Here is a 19,541-nt window from a genome sequence, read left to right as displayed (position 1 = left end):
GGCCCGCTCCAACCGGCCACCAACATTTACCCAACTCCCACAACGCTAGGATCCACCCATGGAGACCGCGGTTGAACTAGGCCTGATCTACGCGATCATGGCACTCGGGGTCTACCTGACCTTCCGCATACTCGACTTCCCCGACCTGACCGTCGACGGAAGCTTCACCACCGGCGCGGCCGTCGCGTCCATCTCGATCATCAATGGCGTCAACCCGTTCATTGCCACCGTCTTTGCATTCTTTATCGGCGCCATCGCCGGTGTCATTACCGGTCTGCTGCACACCAAGGGCAAGATCGACGGGCTGCTGGCCGGTATCTTGACCATGATCGCCCTGTATTCCATCAACCTGCGCATCATGGGCAAGGCGAATCTCCCGTTGCTGGGCGAAACCACCGTGCTGAGCTTCCTGCGCGAGAACCAGCTGCTGGGCACCTGGACTTCCATCGGGCTTATGTTCGTCGGCTGCCTGGTCGCGGTGGCGGTCATCGTGTGGTTCCTGCGCACCGACGTCGGCCTGTCCATGCGCGCCACCGGCGACAACGAGGAAATGATCCGCTCCCTCGGCGTGAACACCGACAACCAGAAGATCCTGGGCCTTGCACTCTCCAACGGCATGGTCGGCATTTCCGGCGCGGTCATCGCCCAGTTCCAGGGCTTCGCCGACATCGGCATGGGCATCGGCGTCATCCTGATCGGCCTCGCGTCGGTCATCGTGGGCCAGGCCATCTTCGGCCAGAAGTTCATCTGGATTGCCGCCATTGCCGTCGTCTTCGGTTCGGTGGCCTACCGCCTGGTCATCCAGCTGGCACTGGAGGCCGGACTGGAAGTCAACGACATGAAGCTGATCTCCGCGGTCCTCGTGGTCATCGCCCTGCTCCTGCCGCGCTGGAAGGGATTCGGGAAGTTCGCCAACCGCATCAGCATCCGCAGCAAGTCCATCACCACCGACGACAAAAAGGAGGTGGGCGTCGATGCTTGAGATCACCAGCCTGAACAAGACGTTCTTCCCCGGAACCGTCAATGAGCGCAAGGCGCTGCGCGACATCAACCTGACGCTCACCGACGGCGAGTTCGTCACCGTGATCGGCTCCAACGGCGCCGGCAAGTCCACCGTGCTGAACATGGTCGGCGGCAAGCTGCGTCCCGACACCGGGGCGGTGCACATCGCGGGGAAGGAAGTGACCAAGCTTCCGGACCACGCCCGCGCCAGGTACATCGGCCGCGTCTTCCAGGACCCGATGGCAGGCACCGCGCCGAACATGACCATCGAGGAGAACATGTCCCTCGCCCTGGGCCGCGGCACGTTCCGCGGGCTGGCCTTTGGGGTCACCAAGCGCAAGCGCGAGATGTTCGTCGAGGAACTGCGCTCGCTGGAACTCGGCCTGGAAAACCGGCTCAAGGCCAAGGTCGGGTTGCTCTCCGGCGGCCAGCGCCAGGCGTTGAGCCTGCTCATGGCCACGTTCTCCGGACCGAAGATCCTGCTGCTCGACGAGCACACCGCGGCCCTTGACCCCCAGCGTGCCGCGCTGGTGGCACGCCTGACCGAGGAAATCGTCGTGCGCCACAAGCTGACCACGTTGATGGTCACGCACAACATGGAACAGGCGCTGCGCCTGGGCACCCGGCTGATCATGATGCACGACGGCCAGGTCATCCTGGACCTGGACTCGGAGCAGAAGGCCAAGATGACGGTGCCGGGCCTGCTGCACGAGTTCGAGAAGATCAAGGGCGCCCAGCTCGACGACCGGACCATGCTGCAGTAATCCGGCCGACGCCCCGTCGCCTGCCTCCTCGCGGAGGCGATGCGCCGCCAAGGGAGCGGTGCCGCCACGTCCAGGCGATCCCCAATACCGGGGGAGCGCGGACGCCGGCGGTGCCGCTCCTTTTTGCTGCGCGCCGGCTACTGCAGGGCGGAGGTCAGCCGGGCCAGGTTGTCCAGCACCGTGGAGCGCAGCGGCTGCTTGAGCCATTCCTCCAGCGTCAGCAACCGGCTGACTTCCCGGTAGTCGTCCTCGACCGCGCGCATCTGCGCCACGAAGCCGGCATCGCGCACCAGCATTGAGACCTCCATGTTCAGGCCGAAGGAGCGCATGTCCATGTTGCTGGAACCGATCAGCGCCACATCGTCGTCGATGGTGAAGTGCTTGGCGTGCAGGATGTACGGGGCCGGGTAGAGGTAGATGCGCACCCCGGCGCGCAGTAGCTCCTCGTAGTAGGAGCGCTGCGCATGGTGGACCAGCGCCTGGTCTCCGATCTCGGAGACAAACAGGTCCACCGGGACCCCGCGCGCCACCGCGGAGGTGATCGCATACATCAGCGACTCGTCGGGCACGAAGTACGGCGAGGTGATCACGATGCGCTCTTGGGCGGCGTGGATCAGCCCCAGGAAGAGCCGCAGGTTGTTTTCGCGCTCGAACCCGGGGCCCGAGGGGACCACCTGGGTGAGCATCGTCCCGAACTCCGCGCGGTGGTCGATCAGCGCGCCGCTCAACCTCCCCAGCGAATCCCCGCCGGCCACCAGTTCGGCCCGGCGCACGCCCTCGATGATGACCTCGCCGGTTTCGGAGAACCAGTCGGAGATGAACACCGCGTCCAACGTGGCCACGCCCGGTCCGCGCAGCTCCACGACCAGCTCCTTCCACAACAGCCCGCGCTTGATGTTCTTTTTCACGTTGTAGTCCCGCGAAATCATGTTCAGCGAGCCCATGTAGCCGACGGCCCCGTCGATGACGAGGATCTTGCGGTGGTTGCGCAGGTCCGGGCGCTGGAACCTGCCCTTCAGCGGCTGCAGCGGAAGCATCAGTGCCCAGTGCGCACCCATCGCATCCAGGCGGGCCTTGGTGGCGGCATAGTGCGGCTTGCCGCGCGAGGCCCAGTGGTCAAGCATCACGTTCACCCGCACCCCGCGCCCGATCGCCCGCTGCAGGGCGTCGAAGAAGCCGGCGGTGGTCGCGTCGTCGCTGAGGATGTAGAACTGCACGTGGACGTAGTCGGTGGCCTTCTCGACGGCGTCGGTCATGGCCTGGATGGTCTGTTCGTAGTCACCCAGCAGCCGACCGGAATTTCCCGCCAGCAGGGGCAGGCCGCCGTAGGTGCTGTTCATCTCGACCAGCGAGTTGAACCAGGCCGGGTTGTTCCCGTGGGTTTCATTGTGGCGTTCCTCGGCGCTCACCGCGCGCATGAACGTGGTGATCTCCTCCTGCACCTCGCGGCGCTTTCGCGGCAGCCTCGGCGAGCCGATGACCAGGTAGGCGATGACCCCGAAGTAGGGGATCAGGAAGATGGCCAGCAGCCAGGCCATGCCGGCGGTGGGGCGGCGGTTGCGGGGAACGAAAATCACGGCAAGGACGCGAATGGCCAAATCCAGGACCACCAGCGCGGTCGCCCACCACCAGGCACCAGTAAACATGTATGCAACTTTCCCCGAGTCCGACCGAACATTTCCAAGGTACGCCAGTCGATCCCCGGAACCCGCACTCGACACCGGGACGCGCTGCGGGGCGCACCTGGGCGCAGGACCGGCGGGATGGGACGGGGGGGAATCCGGCGTCAGCCGATGGCCTCGGCCTCGTCGTCGCGCGGGGAGAAGACGACCTCGTTGCCCAGCCCGTTGAAGGTCCTCACCGGGCGGCTGATGTCCCAGTGAGGCCATTCGGCGCTCCCCATGGTGGCAAAACACACCCAGGCCTCGTGCATCGCTGAGGCCAGGGGCTGCGGGGCCTGCCCGCCAACCAGCCCCGTCGCGTCCTGGGTGGCCAGGTTGTCGAAGACGAAGGGCAGCTCGGTGCCGTGTGCAGCGCCCAGGTCCTCCACCGGGCTGTGCCAAGCGAATTCGTACACCTGGGTCTGCCCGCCTGCATAGCGCCGGGCATCGGCCAGCGTGTACATCGGCACCCGCAGCAACTTGTCGGTGGCCAGTGCACCCAGGATCTCGCCCGGGCTTGCACCTGGGCGGTTGCTCCAGAAGAGCCGTTGCGCCTCCTTGGAGATCCCCGCCCTCCGCCTGGCCAGCGCCAGGTGCATCCGGGAGACCTTGGCGCCGCGGCCCGTGGGAACCAGCCACAGGCGCGACTCCTGCGTCGTGGTGCCGATCAGCAGCGGGATGTCGTTTCCGGCACCCGCAAGCATCGCCTGCAGGGGGTCCTCGGGCACCAGCTGCGGCTCGATCGCCAGCCCATAGGCAGGCCCGCCGTTCAGCGGGATCGAGTCCGCGGCCACACGGACCTGGGAGGCCAACAGCTCGGCAGGGGTGCGGGCGGCAAACTCCTCGCGCGTGGCTTCAATGCCCAGGTCCGTGGCGATGCGTTGGGTCAGCCGCCGCGCCCTGCCCATGGGCCAGGCCGAGAGCGGGGCGCTGTGGATGATGGCGCGCGCGAACAGGGACGAGGCGCGGGGGTTGGCCAGCAGGGCGGCCACCAGCGAGCCGCCGGCCGCATGCCCCATGATGGTGACCTGCCCCGGGTCCCCGCCGAAGGAAACGATGTTGGCCCTGAGCCATTCGAGGGCTGCAACGACATCGGCCAGACCCAGGTTCAGCGGCGCATCCTCGAGCACCGAGAAACCCTCGGCGCCCAGCCGGTAGTTTGCCGCGACGAAGACCACCGCGTCCCGGGCGAAGGCGGTGCCGTCGTATCCCGGAAGGGCGTTGGACCCATGCTGCAACGACCCGCCGTGGATCCAGAGCAGCACCGGGCGCAACACCGCGGTGCGCTTGGCGGGGGCAAAGACGTTCACGTTCAGGTACTCGTCGCCGGGGATGACGGCAGTGGGCAGCAGCCGGCCCAGCGCCCCGGGATACGGAACCTGTCCTGCGGTGGGTCCGTAGGAGGTGGCCGCCCGCGTGCCGGTCCACGGGGCCGGGAGCGTGGGAACGGCGAAGCGGTTATTCCCGACGGGCGCGGCGGCATACGGGATTCCCAGGAACCGCTCCACGCCGCCACCGAGAATGCCTTCCACCGGACCGCTGGGCGTGTCTCGGACCAGGGAAACATTGTGTGGATCATTGCCGACGCCCATGAAGACCACCCCCGTACTCAGCGGCACCAATGCCTAGCACCACACTAGCCGGGCAACCGCTCCAACGGCAGGGGTGGGAACGGGAGCGCCGGGGCAGCGCATGGGGCAGAATGTAGCCAGGTCGATGCCCCCGATGCCACCCGCGGGGTCTGCCCGCCGATTCCGCAAGGAGCACCATGGCCAAGATCAAGGGCGCCACCCCCGAGGAGTACCTCGGAAATGTCCCCGTCGAACACCGGCCCCGGGCCAGGGAACTGCACCGGGCCCTGTGCGAGGCGTTGCCGCACGCCAGCGTCCAGATCAAGTGGGGACAGCCCGCCTTCGTGGATGACACCATCCTGGTGGCCTACGCGGTGTTCTCCAAGCACATCAACCTCTACACCACGCCCAGCTCGCGCGACGCGCTCGCCGGGGAACTGGGCGGCTACACCCTGGGCAAGGGCTCGATCCAGCTTCCGCACGACGAGCCGCTCCCGCTCGAACTCATCAGGCTTGTGGCCACGGCCCGGGCGACGGAATTCCGGGAACACCACGTGCGCTGGATGTAGCATCGGGCGCCCGCGCGGGATCCCTGGCCGGGTCCATGGCCCGGAGGCCGGTCGGTGCCGCGGACCACTCGTCCGGAACCTCGTCCGGAGCAGGTTTCAGGGCATAGGCCAGGCCGAGGACCGAGGCGGCAAAGACGGCCAGGGCCGCCAGGGCAACTGCCAGGCGCATGGCCTTGGACCTGCGCGAGCGCGGGATCTGCGACGGGAATCTCATCATGACTCCAAGTCTTCCCGCGTTGGCCGCCATGCGCATCGGGCCCCGGGCCGGACCCGGACCCCGGAATCCGGTACCTGCGTCTGATCCTTCCGGTACCTGCGGGTGAGTCCCAAGCGCGCCGGGCCGTCTACGGTAGGAAGCATGCACAATTGCGTTTCCCGCCCCTGGGCCCGTCGGCGGGCCGGCAATCCTGCCCGGAACCCCGGCCGCCTGCTCGCCCGCCGGGCGCCAGTTGGGGCATCGACGGTGCCGGCCGCGGCTGCGGGGGCACGGTGAGCACCAGGGCCGACGAATTCGAGCCGGTCCGTTGGCGCGGACGCTGGGGGTGGCGTTCCGATGTGACCGCGGCGGCCATTTTCCTGGCGGTTGTGGTGTTCTGCCACGAGTTCCTTCGCCTGGGCTCCTACTCGGGCAACTACCTGAGCGACACCTCGTTCTTCGTGCTGGCCGCCGCCGTGGCCATCGGCTGCGCACGGGTCCTGCCCGGGGTGGCACTCGCGCTGATCTGGGTCGGCACCCTGCTGCAGATGCTCCGCGGGGTCGACGTCGACCTGGCCCAGCTGGCCGCGCTATACGTGGTGGGAATAGCGGCCAGGTACGGCACGCGGCTCTGGGTGTTCTTCTCGGGCCTGTCGATCGCCGCGGGATCGGTGCTGGGCACCGTCTACATCGGCCGGATCGGGTCCTGGGTGTCCGAGCCGCTCTTCCGCGCCATGGAGTCCAATGCCTGGCCGACCAACAACCAGGTCATCGCGGTCTTCGTGGTGGTCGCCTCGATGCTGACGCTGCCGTGGCTGCTGGGGCTGCTGCTGCGGCTCTTCGCCGGAAAGCAGACCGCCGAGCGGGGCTCGGCCCGGGCGCGCGAGGAAGCCGACAGCGCCCTGGAGCTGGCACGGCTGCGCTCGGAAAACGCCGCGCTCGCCCGTGACGTGCACGACGTGGTGGGCCATTCGCTGGCGGTGATCATCGCCCAGGCCGACTCGATCCGCTTCATCCCCGACACCGATGTGGCCCGCATCCGCGAGACGACGGGGACCATCGCCGACGCCGCTCGCCGGTCCCTGGGCGAGGTGCGCCAGGTGCTGTCGCAAACCGCCGAAACCAAGCCCCTCGAGGCCCGGCCCGCCGACGCCAGGCAGGCCACGTCCCCGGCGACGCGCAGCTTGGCGCTGCAAACGGCGCAAATGGGCCTGCTGCCGCCGGCGGTCTCGGAGATCTCGGCCATCCTGGCGAACGTGCGCGGCACCGGATACGAGGTCAGCGAGGAAACGCTGGGGGAGCCGGTGCCGCTGCCGGCGGACATCGTTCCTGCCACCCGGAGGATCATCCAGGAGATGCTTGCCAACGCGCTGCACCACGGCTGTGCCACCACCCCGATCTATGTCAGGCATTACTGGGGCGCCACCAGCTATACGCTGAGCCTGACAAACTATTTCGAGGCGTCCGGCGCCTCGAGGCGCACCGGGACCGGGATCGCGGGCATGCGCCAGCGCCTGGCCAGCCTGTCGGGCACCCTGAGCATCGACACCGAGGACGGGGTGGCCGGCGCCCCCGACCTGTTTACGATTGCCGCAACCTTTCCGATCAACCACGAATGGACCACCCGTTGAACCAACCGCAGATCCGCGTGGCACTGGTCGATGACCAGCAACTCTTCCGTTCCGGCCTGGCGGTGATCATCGGCGCCCAGCCCGACATGGAAGTGGTGGCGCAGGCAGCCGACGGCACCGATGCCCTGGGCGCCATCGCCGCCCATCAGCCCGACGTGGTACTGATGGACGTGCAGATGTCGCCGATGGGCGGGGTCGAGGCCACCCGCAAGATCTTCGAGGACTCAACGGGGCGCTTCGACAAGCTCCCGAAGGTCATCATGCTGACCACCTTCGACTGGGACGAGCATGCCGCCACCGCGATCCGGCACGGGGCCAGCGGGTTCATCCTCAAGGACAGCACGCCCGAATTCGTCTGCGAGTCGATCCGCGCGGTCAACGGCGGCAACGCCGTGATCGCCCCGCAGTCCCTGGCCGCGCTGCTGCGCGACGAGCCGGCACCTGTGCCCGAGGTTCCCGGGCAATACCTGGAGCTGACCGAGCGGGAGCGGGAGGTGTTCGAGGCGGTGGCGCTGGGGCTGACCAACCAGGAGATCTCGGACCGGCTGTTCCTGAGCGGGTCCACGGTCAAGACCCACATCGGGGCGATCCTGCGCAAGCTCGAGCTGCGCGACCGGGTGCAGATCGTGGTGTATTCCTACGAGAACGGCATCCGCCGGTAGAAGGCAGACGTTTCAAGCCCGTGGCAATGTAGTGCGTATCACCTCGTGAAAATGCGGGCTCCAAGCAGCTATGGCTGTATCGTTCATGGAAGCCAATGCACCTTTTCTCAAAGGAGCAGCGGTTAGGCCCCCACAGAGATTCGCCGTCACTGTGGGGGCTGTCTTAATTTCCCGGGAAACTTGGATCGCAGGTCCTGGGCCTTCGCCTGGAAGACCGCGCCCATGCGCTTGTTCCCGACGAGCGAGGCCGCCACAAGGAATTCGGCCACGGCTTCAGGGTCGCGGCCCAGCCTCGCCAGCAATTCCCCGCGCACCCCGGGCAACAGGTGCGAACCTTTCAGGGCACCCTGCTCCGCCAAGTCATCGACGATGCGCAGGGCAGCCTCCGGTCCCTCGGCCATCGAAATCGCGACTGCGCGGTTCAGCTCTACGACAGGTCCCGGAGCAAGGCGGCACAAGGCCCCATAGAGCAGCACAATCCCGTCCCAGTCGGTTTGCTCGACGCTCGGGGCCACCGCATGGCATTCGGCGATGGCCGCCTGGAGTCCGTAGAAGCCGCGTCCGCGCCCCAACGAATCGGCACGTTCCAACGCGCTGCGCCCCCGTATGATCTGGGAGTGGTCCCAGCGGGTACGATCCTGGTCGGCAAGCAGGATCGGGTTGCCGTCCCGGGAGATCCTGGCCGAAAACCGCGAGGCCTGGATCTCCATCAGTGCCACCAAGCTGTGCGCCTCGGGTTCGCGGGGGAGCAGGCCGAGCAGGATTCGGCCCAGGCGCAGCGCCTCATTGGCCAGCTCGCGGCGGATCAAGTCGTTGCCGGCGGTGGCCGCGTAGCCCTCGGTGAACACGAGGTAGATCACTGCCAGCACTGCCGACAGGCGTTCGCCCCACGCCTGGGGTTCCGGGGCCTCAAACGGTATCCGGGCCGCTGCCAGTGTCTTCTTGGCGCGTACGATCCGTTGCTGCACGGTGGCCACGGGCACCAGCATCATCCGGGCAATTTCCTCCGTCCCCAGCCCGCCCACGACGCGCAGCGTCAGCGCGACTTGGGCCTCTCGGGTGAGCACCGGATGGCAGGCGGTGAAGACCAGGCGCAGCACGTCGTCGTCGATGGGCTCCCACGATTCCTCGATCGATTCCCGGAGGTTCCTCGCCATCTCCAGGTGACGCTCATCGAGCCGGGTGCTTCGGCGCCACGCATCGATGGCCTTGCGCTTGGCCACCGCCGTGATCCACGCGCCGGCATTTTTCGGGATCCCCTCGTGCGGCCACTGCGCGAGCGCATCGACCAGCGCTTCCTGGGCAAGGTCCTCTGCGAGCCCCAGGTCTCCCGTCACCTTGGCGAGGGTTGCCACAATGCGCGCACCCTCGATGCGCCAGAGCGCGTCGAGGGTGCGTTGGGTGTCGGGCACGGTTGGCCTTCCGCTGGAGAGGGACTCGGGAGCTACTTCTGTCCGAGGTCCTCGCGCCAGGCTTCTTCCTTTTTGATGTATTCGTTGTCGGCGAAGTCCTCGAAATCGGACATGTCGGTGACCCGGCGGACCTCGAGCTTGCCGCCAACACCCAGTGGTGCCCGGCTTGCCCACTGCACGGCTTCCTCCTTGCTGGAGACCTCGAGGATCCAGAAGCCGTTGAACAGTTCGTGGACTTCGCCGTAGGGGCCGTCGGTGACGATCGGGGTTTCGTCCGAGAAATCGACGACGAAGGCCTCGCTGAGGTCATCGGACAGGCCTTCGCCGGCCAGCAGCACGCCGGCCTTGATGAGGGATTCGTTGTAGGCGCCCATGGCATTGATGATTTCGGTGAAGTCGGCCTTCTCGTAGGCTTCCTTGGCGGCCTCGGTCGAGCGCATGATCAGCATGAATTTCATGGTGTTCTCCTTGGGTTCGGGAAGGCGCGCAAATACGTCCTTCACTCATTACATCGAACGGGAGGCGCCGAAATCGACAGGTGCGTGAAAAAACTTTCAAGAACTTTGGAACCCGTGTGGTTTTGGGTGGGAGGGACACCGGCAACCGGTGAACCGATGGTGGCTTGGCGGCCGGGGATGCGGCTGGCACGGTTGCCGCCGAGGAGGGCTCCGCAGGCGGGGCGAATGAGGGATCCGGCCCAGGCGGGCAACAAGGGTCCGACATGAACTCTTGCCCGATGGGCCGGGCGCCATGGACGCGGTGTCCGGGGCAACAAAAAAGTCGCCATCTCCCGGTCATACCGGGAAACAGCGACTCTTGCAGTGGTGCCCTCGAAAGGATTCGAACCTTCGACCTTCCGCTCCGGAGGCGGACGCTCTATCCCCTGAGCTACGAGGGCGTTGCCGGAAATCAACGACCATTTCCATGGTTTCTGAAACATTTTCCGGCTGGGAACGTAGACGAGCTTAGCAGGTGTGAAGCGGTGAATGACAAATTGGCGTTCCGGCGTTGCGTCGGGGCGCCCAAATGCGCATCTGATGTGTTCGACGTCGCGCCGTCACATCGTCCAATGGCGCCCGCGCCCCCGGTTATCCTTGAGGGGTGACTCCTGAAGAACTCTCCACAGCCATTTCCGCTTGCCTCCGCGACGCAGTCGACGCCGGCCAGATTTCCGTCGACGTGCCCGAGAATGTGCGAGTGGAGCGACCGAAGAGTCGCGAGCACGGGGATTGGGCCACCAACATCGCCCTGCAGTTGGGCAAGAAGGCCGGGATGAACCCGCGCGAATTCGCCCAGGTCCTGGCGACGCGCCTGGCGGAGTCGGCCGGGGTTGCCGGCGTCGAGATCGCCGGTCCCGGCTTCCTGAACATCACCCTCGAGGCAGGTGCCGCCGGCGAGCTGGCCAGGACCATCGTCGAGGCGGGAGTCGAGTACGGCAAGAACGAAGCGCTGGTTGGCCATGAGGTCAACATGGAGTTCGTCTCCGCCAACCCCACCGGCCCGCTGCACATCGGCCACACCCGCTGGGCCGCCCTGGGCGACTCGATCGCCCGCGTGCTCAAGGCGAGCGGAGCGACCGTCACCTCCGAGTACTACATCAACGACGCCGGCAACCAGATGAACATTTTTGCCCTCTCCGTCTACAACCGCCTGCACGGCCTGCCGGTTCCGGAGGGCGGCTACCCGGGTGCCTACATCAAGGAGCTGGCCGATGCCGTGGCCAAGGCCCACCCTGACATCCGCTCGCTCACCCAGGAAGCCGCACTGCCGATCGTCCGCCACGCCGCCTACGTGGCGCAGATGGCCGACATCAAGGAGACCCTGAACGACTTCGGCGTCGAATTCGACGTGTTCTTCTCCGAGCAGGAACTGCACTCCGGCGGCGCCGTCGAGGACGCCGTGGCGCGCCTGCGCGAACAGGGCCACATTGACGACACCGACGGTGCGGTGTGGCTGCGCACCACCGACTTCGGCGACGACAAGGACCGCGTGCTGATCCGCGCCAACGGCGAACCCACGTACTTCGCCGCCGACGCCGCCTACTACCTCTCCAAGAAGGACCGCGGCTTCACCGAGAAGATCTACCTGCTCGGTGCCGACCACCACGGCTACGTCAAGCGCCTGCAGGCCATTGCCGCCTGCGCCGGGGACGACCCGAAGTTCAACATCGAGGTGCTGATCGGCCAGCTGATCTCGGTCAACGGTGCCCGCCTGTCCAAGCGCGCCGGCAACATCATCGAGCTGCGCGACCTCATCGACTGGCTCGGCGCCGATGCGCTGCGCTACTCGCTGGGCCGCTACCCGGCCGATTCGCCGATGACGATCGACCCCGAGCAGCTGAAGAAGAACACCAACGACAACCCGGTGTTCTATGTGCAGTACGCCCACGCCCGTTCCCGCGCCGCCTCCCGCAATGCAGTGGAGAAGGGTGTGGAACGCACCGACTTCGACGCGACGCTGTTGGTCCACGAAACCGAAAACGACCTGCTCGCGGCCCTGGGGCAGTTCCCCTCGGTGGTCGCCCAGGCCGCCACGCACCGCGAACCGCACCGCGTGGCCCGCCACGTCGAGCTGCTCGCCGGCGCCTACCACTCCTGGTACGCGGCCTGCCGCGTGACCCCCGTGGGCGAGGGCGCCGTCGAGCCCATCCACCGCACCCGCCTCTGGCTCAACGACGCCACCACCCAGGTCCTGGCCAACGGCCTCGGCCTCCTGGGTGTTTCGGCACCGGAAAAGATGTAAGGAACCATGACCTCTTCACCACTTGCCCCGGCCTGGCTTTCCCTGCCCGCCGATGTCAACGCGCTGCGCCCGATCGAATGGGCCGAAGGCGTCGCCCGCTCCGAAGCCGGCGAACTCGCCGTCCAGGGCCTCATGGTCAGCGACCTGGCCAAGGAATTCGGCACCCCGCTGTTCGTGCTGGACGAGGACGACTTCCGTGCCCGCGCCCGCGGCTTCAAGCTGGCCTTCGACGCGGCGTTCGCGGACCTGTGCGGCGGCGTGGATGTCTACTACGCCGGCAAGGCATTCTTGAGCACCGAGGTCGCCCGCTGGGTCACCGCCGAGGGCCTGCGCCTTGACACCTGCTCCGGCGGGGAAATGGCAGTGGCCCGCGTGGCCGGCGTGCCGGCGGCCAACCTCTCCCTGCACGGGAACAACAAGTCAGTCACCGAGATCCGCACCGCCCTGGAAGCAGACCTGGGCCGCATCGTCATCGACTCGCTGGACGAGCTTGAGCGCGTGGCCTTGCTCGCACGTGAGACGGGCAAGCGCGCCAACGTGATGCTGCGCCTGACCCCGGGCGTGCACGCCAGCACCCACGAGTTCATCGCCACGGCGCACGAGGACCAGAAGTTTGGCCTTTCGATGATCCCGGTGGGCGACGACGTTTCCCCCGCGGCCGCCGCGGTCAGCTACGCGCTGGCGCACCCGGAACTGAACCTGCTGGGCCTGCACGCGCACATCGGCTCGCAGATCTTCGAGGCCGAGGGCTTCGCGCTGGCCGCGCAGAAGATGCTCGGCTTCCTGGCGCAGATCAAGCAGGACCACGGCGTTGAGTTGCCCGAGCTGGATTTGGGCGGCGGCTACGGCATCGCCTACACCGAGGCCGACGCCCCGCGCGAGCCTGCAGTCCTTGCCGCAGCGATGGCCGAGGTCGTCGGGACCACCGCCGCCGAGCTGGGACTGGCGGTCCCGCGGATCTCCATCGAGCCCGGCCGCGCCATCGCCGGGCCTTCCACCTTCACCCTCTACGAGGCAGGGGTGCGCAAGTCCGTCCAGGTCGAGACCGAGGACGGGACCCTGGTGCCGCGCCGCTATGTCTCGGTGGACGGCGGGATGAGCGACAACGCCCGCCCGGTGCTCTATGACGCGGACTACACCGCGGTGCTGGCCAGCCGTGTGACGGAAAGTGAACCGATTATTTCACGTGTGGTTGGCAAACACTGCGAGTCCGGTGACATAGTCGTACGGGACGTTTACCTGCCCGAGGATGTTGCCGCCGGCGACCTTTTGGCCGTTCCGGGAACCGGTGCCTATTGCTGGGCACTGTCGAGCAACTACAACTACCTGGGCCGTCCCGGCGTGGTGGCAGTGCGCGACGGCGCCGCCCGCGCCATCATCCGCAGGGAAACCGAAGCCGATCTGTTGGCCCGCGATTTGGGAGCATAGTAAAACACGTGAAAACACTGAAGGTGGCCCTGCTTGGCTGCGGCAATGTCGGATCCCAGGTGGCACGCATCCTCCTGAACGATGCGGAAGTGCTGGCCGACCGTGCCGGCGCCAGGCTTGAACTTGCAGGCATCGCCGTGCGCAACCTCGAGACCAAGCGCGACGCGGCAATCCCCGCGGACCTGTTCACCACCGACGCCCACGAGCTGGTCGATAACGCAGACATCGTCATCGAGCTGCTCGGCGGCCTGGAGCCTGCCGGCGAGTTGATCCGCCGGGCCCTGGCCCGCGGCGCCTCCGTCGTCACCGGCAACAAGGCGCTGCTCGCGGCCCGCGGCGCGGAACTCAATGCCCTGGCCTTCGAATCCGGCGCCCAGCTGCGCTACGAGGCCGCAGTCGCCGGGGCCATCCCGATCCTGCGTCCCATCTCCGATTCGCTCTCCGGGGACCGGATCACCAAGATCATGGGCATCGTGAACGGCACCACCAACTTCATCCTCGACGCCATGGACACCACCGGCGCCGCGTTTGACGACGTGCTCGCCGAGGCACAGGCACTGGGCTACGCCGAGGCCGACCCGACCGCCGACGTTGAGGGACACGACGCCGCCGCGAAGGCAACGATCCTTGCCTCGCTGGCCTTCCACACCGATTTTGACCTGGCCGATGTCCACTGCGAGGGGATCACCAAGATCACCGCCTCCGACGTGGCTGCCGCGAAGGAAGCCGGCATGGTCATCAAGCTGCTGGCGATCGCCGAACGCGGCGAGGACGGCATCGGCGTGCGCGTGCACCCGACGCTGCTGCGCCGCACCCACCCGCTGGCCGCCGTCCACGGGGCCTTCAACGCGGTCTTCGTCGAGGCGGAAAACGCCGGCGAGCTGATGTTCTACGGCGCCGGCGCCGGCGGGGCGCCCACCGCCTCCGCCGTCATGGGCGACACCGTTGCCGTGGCCCGGCGCGTGGTCTCCGGCGGTCCGCTGCCGGCCATCGCCACACAGCAGCCGGTCAAGGCCCTCGCGTTCGACGAGATCTCCACCAGCTATTGGATCGGCCTGCGCGTCTCGGACGAGCCCGGCGTGCTTGCCGCGATTGCCGCGATCTTCGCCGACAACGCCGTGTCCATCGAGGCGCTGCGCCAGTCCATCATCGAAGAAAACCACGGCGGGTCGGCCGAGCTGCGCATCGTGACCCACCGTTCCACCGAGTCCTCGCTGGCCGCCGTCGTGGCCGCCGTCGCAGACTTGGATGCCGTCCAAGAAGTAACCTCCGTACTGCGAGTTGAAGGAAACTAAGTGGCCCACCAGTGGCGCGGAGTCATCCGCGAATATGCCGACCGCCTGCCCGTTGACGAAAACACCAAGGTCATCACCTTGGGCGAAGGCGGTACACCCCTGGTGTTCGCCCCGGCCCTGAGCGAGCTCACCGGCTCAAGCGTGTACCTGAAGGTCGAGGGCATGAACCCGACCGGGTCCTTCAAGGACCGCGGCATGACCATGGCGATGACCGCCGCGGTCGCCGCCGGCGCCAAGGCAGTGGTGTGCGCCTCGACCGGAAACACCTCCGCCTCCGCCGCTGCCTACGCGACCCAGGCCGGGCTCAAGTGCGCCGTGCTGGTCCCGGACGGCAAGATCTCCATGGGCAAGCTCTCCCAGGCCATCGCCCACGGCGCCGAGCTCCTGCAGGTCGACGGCAACTTCGACAACTGCCTCGACGTCGCCCGCAAGCTGAGCGAAAACTACCCGGTGTTCCTGGTGAACTCGGTGAACCCGGCCCGCATCGAGGGCCAGAAGACCGGCGCCTTCGAGGTCGTCGATTTCCTGGGCGACGCACCTGACTACCATGTGCTGCCGGTGGGCAACGCGGGCAACATCACCGCCTACTGGAAGGGATACAAGGAGTACTCCTCCGAGTACACCACCCAGGCCGGCGACGTGCTCGCACCCGTGTCCACCAAGACCCCCATCATGTGGGGCTTCCAGGCCGCCGGCGCCGCACCCATCGTGCTGGGCCACCCGGTGACCGAACCCGACACCATCGCCACCGCCATCCGCATTGGCAACCCCGCCTCCTGGAAGCAGGCCGAAGAGGCCCGCGACGAATCCGGCGGAATCATCGACTCGGTGACCGACGAAGAGATCCTCGCGGCACACCGCTGGCTCTCCTCCCGCGAGGGCGTCTTCGTGGAGCCTGGCTCCGCGGCGGGCGTTGCCGGCATCATCAAGCACCACGCCGCGGGCAACGTGCCGGCGGGCAAGAAGATCGTCATCACGGTGACCGGCCACGGCCTGAAGGACCCGGACTGGGCCCTGAAGCGCGAAGACGGTTCCGCAGTCACCCCGACCAAGGTCGAGTTCGACGTCGTGGCAGTGGCCTCGGCGCTCGGCCTGGCCTAGTCCCCGCCCGGAACACGAGGAACCAGCACCTTATGGCGCAGATTCAAGCCGGCCAATCCATTGCCGTGCACGTGCCGGCCACGAGCGCGAACCTTGGCCCCGGCTTCGACGTGCTGGGCCTGGCACTGTCGGTGTGCGACACCCTGGTGGTGCACACCGTGTCCGAGCCCGGCGTCAGCGTGTCCATCACCGGCGAGGGCGCCGAAACGCTCCCCACCGATGAGACGCACCTGATCGCCAAGACGATCCTGGAGCGCTGGGCGGAACTGGGCTTCGAAGCCTGCGGCCTGCGCCTCGAGGCGACGAATAACATCCCGCACGGCCGCGGCATGGGATCCAGCGCCGCGGCCATGGTCAGCGCGCTGGCTGCCGCCAACGCGCTGCTTCCCGCCGACGCGCAGTCGGGCCCGGACGAGATTTTCCAGGCCGCCTCGCGCTGGGAGGGCCACCCGGACAACGTCGCCCCGGCCGTGTACGGCGGGTTGACGCTGTCCTGGACCACCGATGCGGGATTCGGCACGCTGCAAGGGGTCCTGCACGAGGACATTGTCCCGGTCATTGCCATCCCCGACATCGAGCTGTCCACCGCCGCGGCCCGCGGACTGCTGCCGGAGACCGTGCCGCACGCCCTGGCCGCGGCCAACGGGGGACGGGTCGGACTGCTCATCCATGCCCTGGCCCACGAGCCGGCGGCGCTCATGGTCGGAACCGAGGACTTCCTGCACCAGGGGTTCCGGGCCCCGGCCATGGCGCAGAGCGCCGACCTCATTGCCCACCTGCGTTCGGCGGGGCATGCGGCAGTGGTCTCCGGCGCCGGGCCCACGGTACTGGTGCTGTGCGACGGACAGGAAGGCGCGCAAAGGGCCGCCGCCGCGATTTCCGGGTACGCTGCAAGCCACGATGAAACAACCTGGCGTGTCCGGATTGAGTCCGTGCCGCCAACGGGTGTTAGAGTAGAAGTGCTCTAGCACCCGCCTGAAAAGAGTCATCCGCATTCCAATGGATGATTCATTGCGTTTCGTGCAGCCATCAATTCCTTCCCCCCGCCGCGGCGGGCGGATCTTTGGGGATTCGATCACCACAAACCATTTTCGCTGGGCGAGCAGGCACACCCACACCATCCGATTGAAACCGTCAACCATGTTGGTGACTAGATCCATTGGTGTGTCTTACGATCGACCGAAGCACCCGCCTTGTCTCGCTCGGCGGTGCACGGCCGAACCTTTTCCCGCATCTGACGCGGGAACAAGGGCTAGTCAAACGTTGCGGATCTCTCTGATGAGATTCGCCCGACGAGGGGGAAGGAACCTTCGTGACCGAAACCACCAGCCTTACTGCAGGCGTGGAAGAAAACAACGCATCCAAGGGCGGCGGACTTGCCGGCCTAAAACTTGCACAATTGCAGGTGCTTGCGTCCCAGCTGGGTATCACCGGCGGGTCGCGGATGCGCAAGAACGATCTTGTCACCGCGATCTCGAACCACCAGCGTGGCGGTTCCGTGGCCGACCGTGATGCCAAGGCCAAGGCGGAGCCCAAGGCCGAGGCCAAGGGCGAGGCCCCCGCCAAGGCGGAGGCACCGGCAAAGGCAGCCAAGGCCCCGGCACGTGGAGCCGCCAAGTCGGCGACGAAGCAGGCAGAGGCCCCGGCTGCCGAGCCGAAGGCCGACGCCGCACCGGCAACTGCCGAGGCGAAGACCGAACAGCCCGCCACCCGCCGCACCCGCAACCGCCGCGCCGATTCCAGCGGAACCGTTGCCCCGGCCGCCGAGGCACCCGCTGCCGCCGAGCCGAAGGCCGCCGAAGCCGAGACCGAGGCACCGGTGACCGAAGAGCGCGCACCGCGCCGCAACACCCGCAACCGCCGCGCCGAGTCGACAGGCACCTCCGAGGCCCCGGCGGAATCCGCACCGGCCGCCGAGCAGGCATCGGGCGAGACCGCCGAGTCCAACCAGGACGCCAACGAATCCCGCAACGAGCGCGGCGACCGCCCCGAGCGCAACGACCGGAACCGCAACCGCCGGGATCGCAACCGCAACCGCCGCGAGAGCAACAACAACGACCCCGCCGAGTCCACCGCGCCCGCCGAGGTGCAGGAGGAAAAGCAGGTCGAGGCCGTGGCCGCCGACTCGCGCTCGAACGAGAACAAGTCGAACGACCGCTCCGAGGACCGGGGCCGCGAGGGCTCCGAGGACCGAAACGCCAACCGCCGCGAACGCAACCGCGAGCGCAATGAGCGCAACCGCGAACGCAATGCCAGCCGCAACGAGCGCACCGATCGCCAGGACCGCGGCAACGACCGCAACGATCGCACCGATCGCAACAACCGCCGCGGCCGCAACCGCAACCAGCCTGACGTTGATGACACCGAGTTCAGTGACACGGACGTACTCCTGCCGGTTGCCGGCATCCTGGACGTGCTGGATAACTACGCGTTCATCCGCACCTCCGGCTACCTCGCCGGCCCGTCGGACGTCTATGTCACCCTGAACCAGGTCAAGAACTACAACCTGCGCAAGGGCGATGCAGTCGTCGGTGCCATCCGCGCCCCGCGTGAGAACGAGAACGCTTCCTCGCGTGCGAAGTTCAACGCCCTGGTCAAGCTCACCGCGATCAACGGCAAGGCCCCGGAGGAGAACACCAACCGCGTTGACTTCGCCAAGCTGGTCCCGCTGTACCCGACCGAGCGCCTGCGCCTGGAAACCGACCAGAAGCTCATCGGACCCCGCGTCATCGACCTGGTTGCACCGATCGGCAAGGGCCAGCGCGGCCTGATCGTCTCGCCGCCGAAGGCCGGCAAGACGCTGATCCTGCAGTCCATCGCGAACGCCATCACCATCAACAACCCCGAGGTCCACCTCATGATGGTTCTTGTTGACGAGCGTCCCGAAGAAGTCACCGACATGCAGCGCACCGTCAAGGGCGAGGTCATTGCCTCGACCTTCGACCGCCCCGCCGATGACCACACCACCGTGGCCGAGCTCGCCATCGAGCGCGCCAAGCGCCTGGTGGAAATGGGCATGGACGTCGTGGTCCTGCTGGACTCGATGACCCGCCTGGGCCGTGCGTACAACCTGGCCGCCCCGGCCTCGGGCCGCATCCTCTCCGGCGGTGTCGATTCCTCGGCACTGTACCCGCCCAAGCGCTTCTTCGGTGCTGCACGCAACATCGAGAACGGCGGCTCGCTGACCATCCTGGCCACCGCGTTGGTCGAGACCGGCTCGCGGATGGATGAGGTGATCTTCGAGGAGTTCAAGGGCACCGGGAACATGGAGCTCAAGCTGGACCGGAGGCTCGCTGACAAGCGGATCTTCCCGGCTGTGGACGTCGACCCGTCCGGCACCCGCAAGGAAGAGATCCTGATGGGCAAGGACGAGCTGCAGGTCACCTGGAAGCTCCGCCGGGTGCTGCACGCGCTCGACACCCAGCAGGCTCTCGAGCTCCTCCTCGACCGGATGAAGAAGACCAAGAGCAACGCCGAGTTCCTGATGGCGGTCCAGCAGACGATGCC

At 67.1% G+C, this 19,541-nt stretch carries 16 protein-coding genes and 1 tRNA gene; 11 read left to right on the top strand and 6 right to left on the bottom strand.

The genetic code is table 11. From position 1 onward, the window contains the following. Window positions 1–58: 58 nt before the first annotated feature. A complete protein-coding gene (locus ACLQ7E_RS13840; protein WP_411733157.1) occupies window positions 59–982 on the top strand; it encodes an ABC transporter permease in 924 nt (307 codons plus the stop codon). Beyond that, window positions 975–1,766, top strand: a complete 792-nt coding sequence (locus ACLQ7E_RS13835; protein WP_411733156.1) for an ABC transporter ATP-binding protein — start codon at window positions 975–977, stop codon at window positions 1,764–1,766. The genes ACLQ7E_RS13840 and ACLQ7E_RS13835 overlap by 8 nt, the downstream gene beginning before the upstream one ends. Before the next feature lie 137 nt (window positions 1,767–1,903). Here ACLQ7E_RS13835 and cls read toward each other — a convergent pair whose 3' ends face one another. Beyond that, window positions 1,904–3,412 (bottom strand): cardiolipin synthase, encoded by a 1,509-nt coding sequence (cls, locus tag ACLQ7E_RS13830; RefSeq protein ID WP_411733155.1) that lies wholly within the window; start codon window positions 3,410–3,412, stop codon window positions 1,904–1,906. Between the two features lie 140 nt (window positions 3,413–3,552). Further along, window positions 3,553–5,046, bottom strand: coding sequence for a carboxylesterase/lipase family protein (locus ACLQ7E_RS13825; protein ID WP_411733154.1), 1,494 nt, complete (start codon window positions 5,044–5,046; stop codon window positions 3,553–3,555). Between the two features lie 149 nt (window positions 5,047–5,195). On the opposite strand from ACLQ7E_RS13825, the gene ACLQ7E_RS13820 reads away from it, so the two are divergent. Then, window positions 5,196–5,567 (top strand): iron chaperone, encoded by a 372-nt coding sequence (locus tag ACLQ7E_RS13820; RefSeq protein WP_411733153.1) that lies wholly within the window; start codon window positions 5,196–5,198, stop codon window positions 5,565–5,567. On the opposite strand, the gene ACLQ7E_RS13815 is transcribed toward ACLQ7E_RS13820, so the two are convergent. Continuing rightward, window positions 5,506–5,784, bottom strand: a complete 279-nt coding sequence (locus tag ACLQ7E_RS13815) for a hypothetical protein (protein ID WP_411733152.1) — start codon at window positions 5,782–5,784, stop codon at window positions 5,506–5,508. The two genes, ACLQ7E_RS13820 and ACLQ7E_RS13815, sit on opposite strands and share 62 nt — an antisense overlap. Before the next feature lie 272 nt (window positions 5,785–6,056). Between ACLQ7E_RS13815 and ACLQ7E_RS13810 the strand changes: the two genes are divergently transcribed. After that, entirely contained in the window at window positions 6,057–7,394 is a 1,338-nt protein-coding gene (locus ACLQ7E_RS13810) for a sensor histidine kinase (protein ID WP_411733151.1), read from the top strand. Next, the gene (locus ACLQ7E_RS13805) at window positions 7,391–8,056 is read left to right on the top strand and encodes a response regulator (protein WP_411733150.1); all 666 of its coding nucleotides are present in this window, start codon (window positions 7,391–7,393) and stop codon (window positions 8,054–8,056) included. The genes ACLQ7E_RS13810 and ACLQ7E_RS13805 overlap by 4 nt, the downstream gene beginning before the upstream one ends. 146 nt (window positions 8,057–8,202) lie before the next feature. On the opposite strand, the gene ACLQ7E_RS13800 is transcribed toward ACLQ7E_RS13805, so the two are convergent. From ACLQ7E_RS13800 to ACLQ7E_RS13790, 3 genes are all read right to left on the bottom strand, one after another. Next, window positions 8,203–9,468 (bottom strand): RNA polymerase sigma factor, encoded by a 1,266-nt coding sequence (locus tag ACLQ7E_RS13800; protein WP_411733149.1) that lies wholly within the window; start codon window positions 9,466–9,468, stop codon window positions 8,203–8,205. Between the two features lie 32 nt (window positions 9,469–9,500). Beyond that, the gene (locus tag ACLQ7E_RS13795) at window positions 9,501–9,926 is read right to left on the bottom strand and encodes a YciI family protein (RefSeq protein ID WP_411733148.1); all 426 of its coding nucleotides are present in this window, start codon (window positions 9,924–9,926) and stop codon (window positions 9,501–9,503) included. A gap of 364 nt (window positions 9,927–10,290) precedes the next feature. After that, window positions 10,291–10,366: transfer RNA gene (locus ACLQ7E_RS13790), tRNA-Arg, on the bottom strand. A gap of 203 nt (window positions 10,367–10,569) precedes the next feature. Here ACLQ7E_RS13790 and argS point away from each other — a divergent pair. The 6 genes from argS to rho form a co-directional block, all read left to right on the top strand. Beyond that, window positions 10,570–12,210, top strand: a complete 1,641-nt coding sequence (argS, locus tag ACLQ7E_RS13785) for an arginine--tRNA ligase (RefSeq protein WP_411733147.1) — start codon at window positions 10,570–10,572, stop codon at window positions 12,208–12,210. A 6-nt stretch (window positions 12,211–12,216) separates the two neighbouring features. Then, window positions 12,217–13,638, top strand: coding sequence for a diaminopimelate decarboxylase (lysA, locus tag ACLQ7E_RS13780; protein WP_411733146.1), 1,422 nt, complete (start codon window positions 12,217–12,219; stop codon window positions 13,636–13,638). 8 nt (window positions 13,639–13,646) lie between these two features. Beyond that, window positions 13,647–14,933, top strand: coding sequence for a homoserine dehydrogenase (locus ACLQ7E_RS13775; protein ID WP_411733145.1), 1,287 nt, complete (start codon window positions 13,647–13,649; stop codon window positions 14,931–14,933). Then, window positions 14,934–16,034, top strand: a complete 1,101-nt coding sequence (gene thrC / locus ACLQ7E_RS13770; RefSeq protein WP_411733144.1) for a threonine synthase — start codon at window positions 14,934–14,936, stop codon at window positions 16,032–16,034. It begins immediately after the preceding gene. A 32-nt stretch (window positions 16,035–16,066) separates the two neighbouring features. Beyond that, a complete protein-coding gene (gene thrB, locus ACLQ7E_RS13765; RefSeq protein ID WP_411733143.1) occupies window positions 16,067–17,002 on the top strand; it encodes a homoserine kinase in 936 nt (311 codons plus the stop codon). 344 nt (window positions 17,003–17,346) lie between these two features. Next, a partial coding sequence (rho, locus tag ACLQ7E_RS13760) for a transcription termination factor Rho (protein ID WP_411733142.1) occupies window positions 17,347–19,541 on the top strand: 2,195 nt, incomplete at its 3' end.

The organism is Paeniglutamicibacter sp. (assembly GCF_046714615.1).
Lineage (GTDB): Bacteria > Actinomycetota > Actinomycetes > Actinomycetales > Micrococcaceae > Paeniglutamicibacter.
This window is presented reverse-complemented; position numbering and strand designations above follow the sequence as displayed.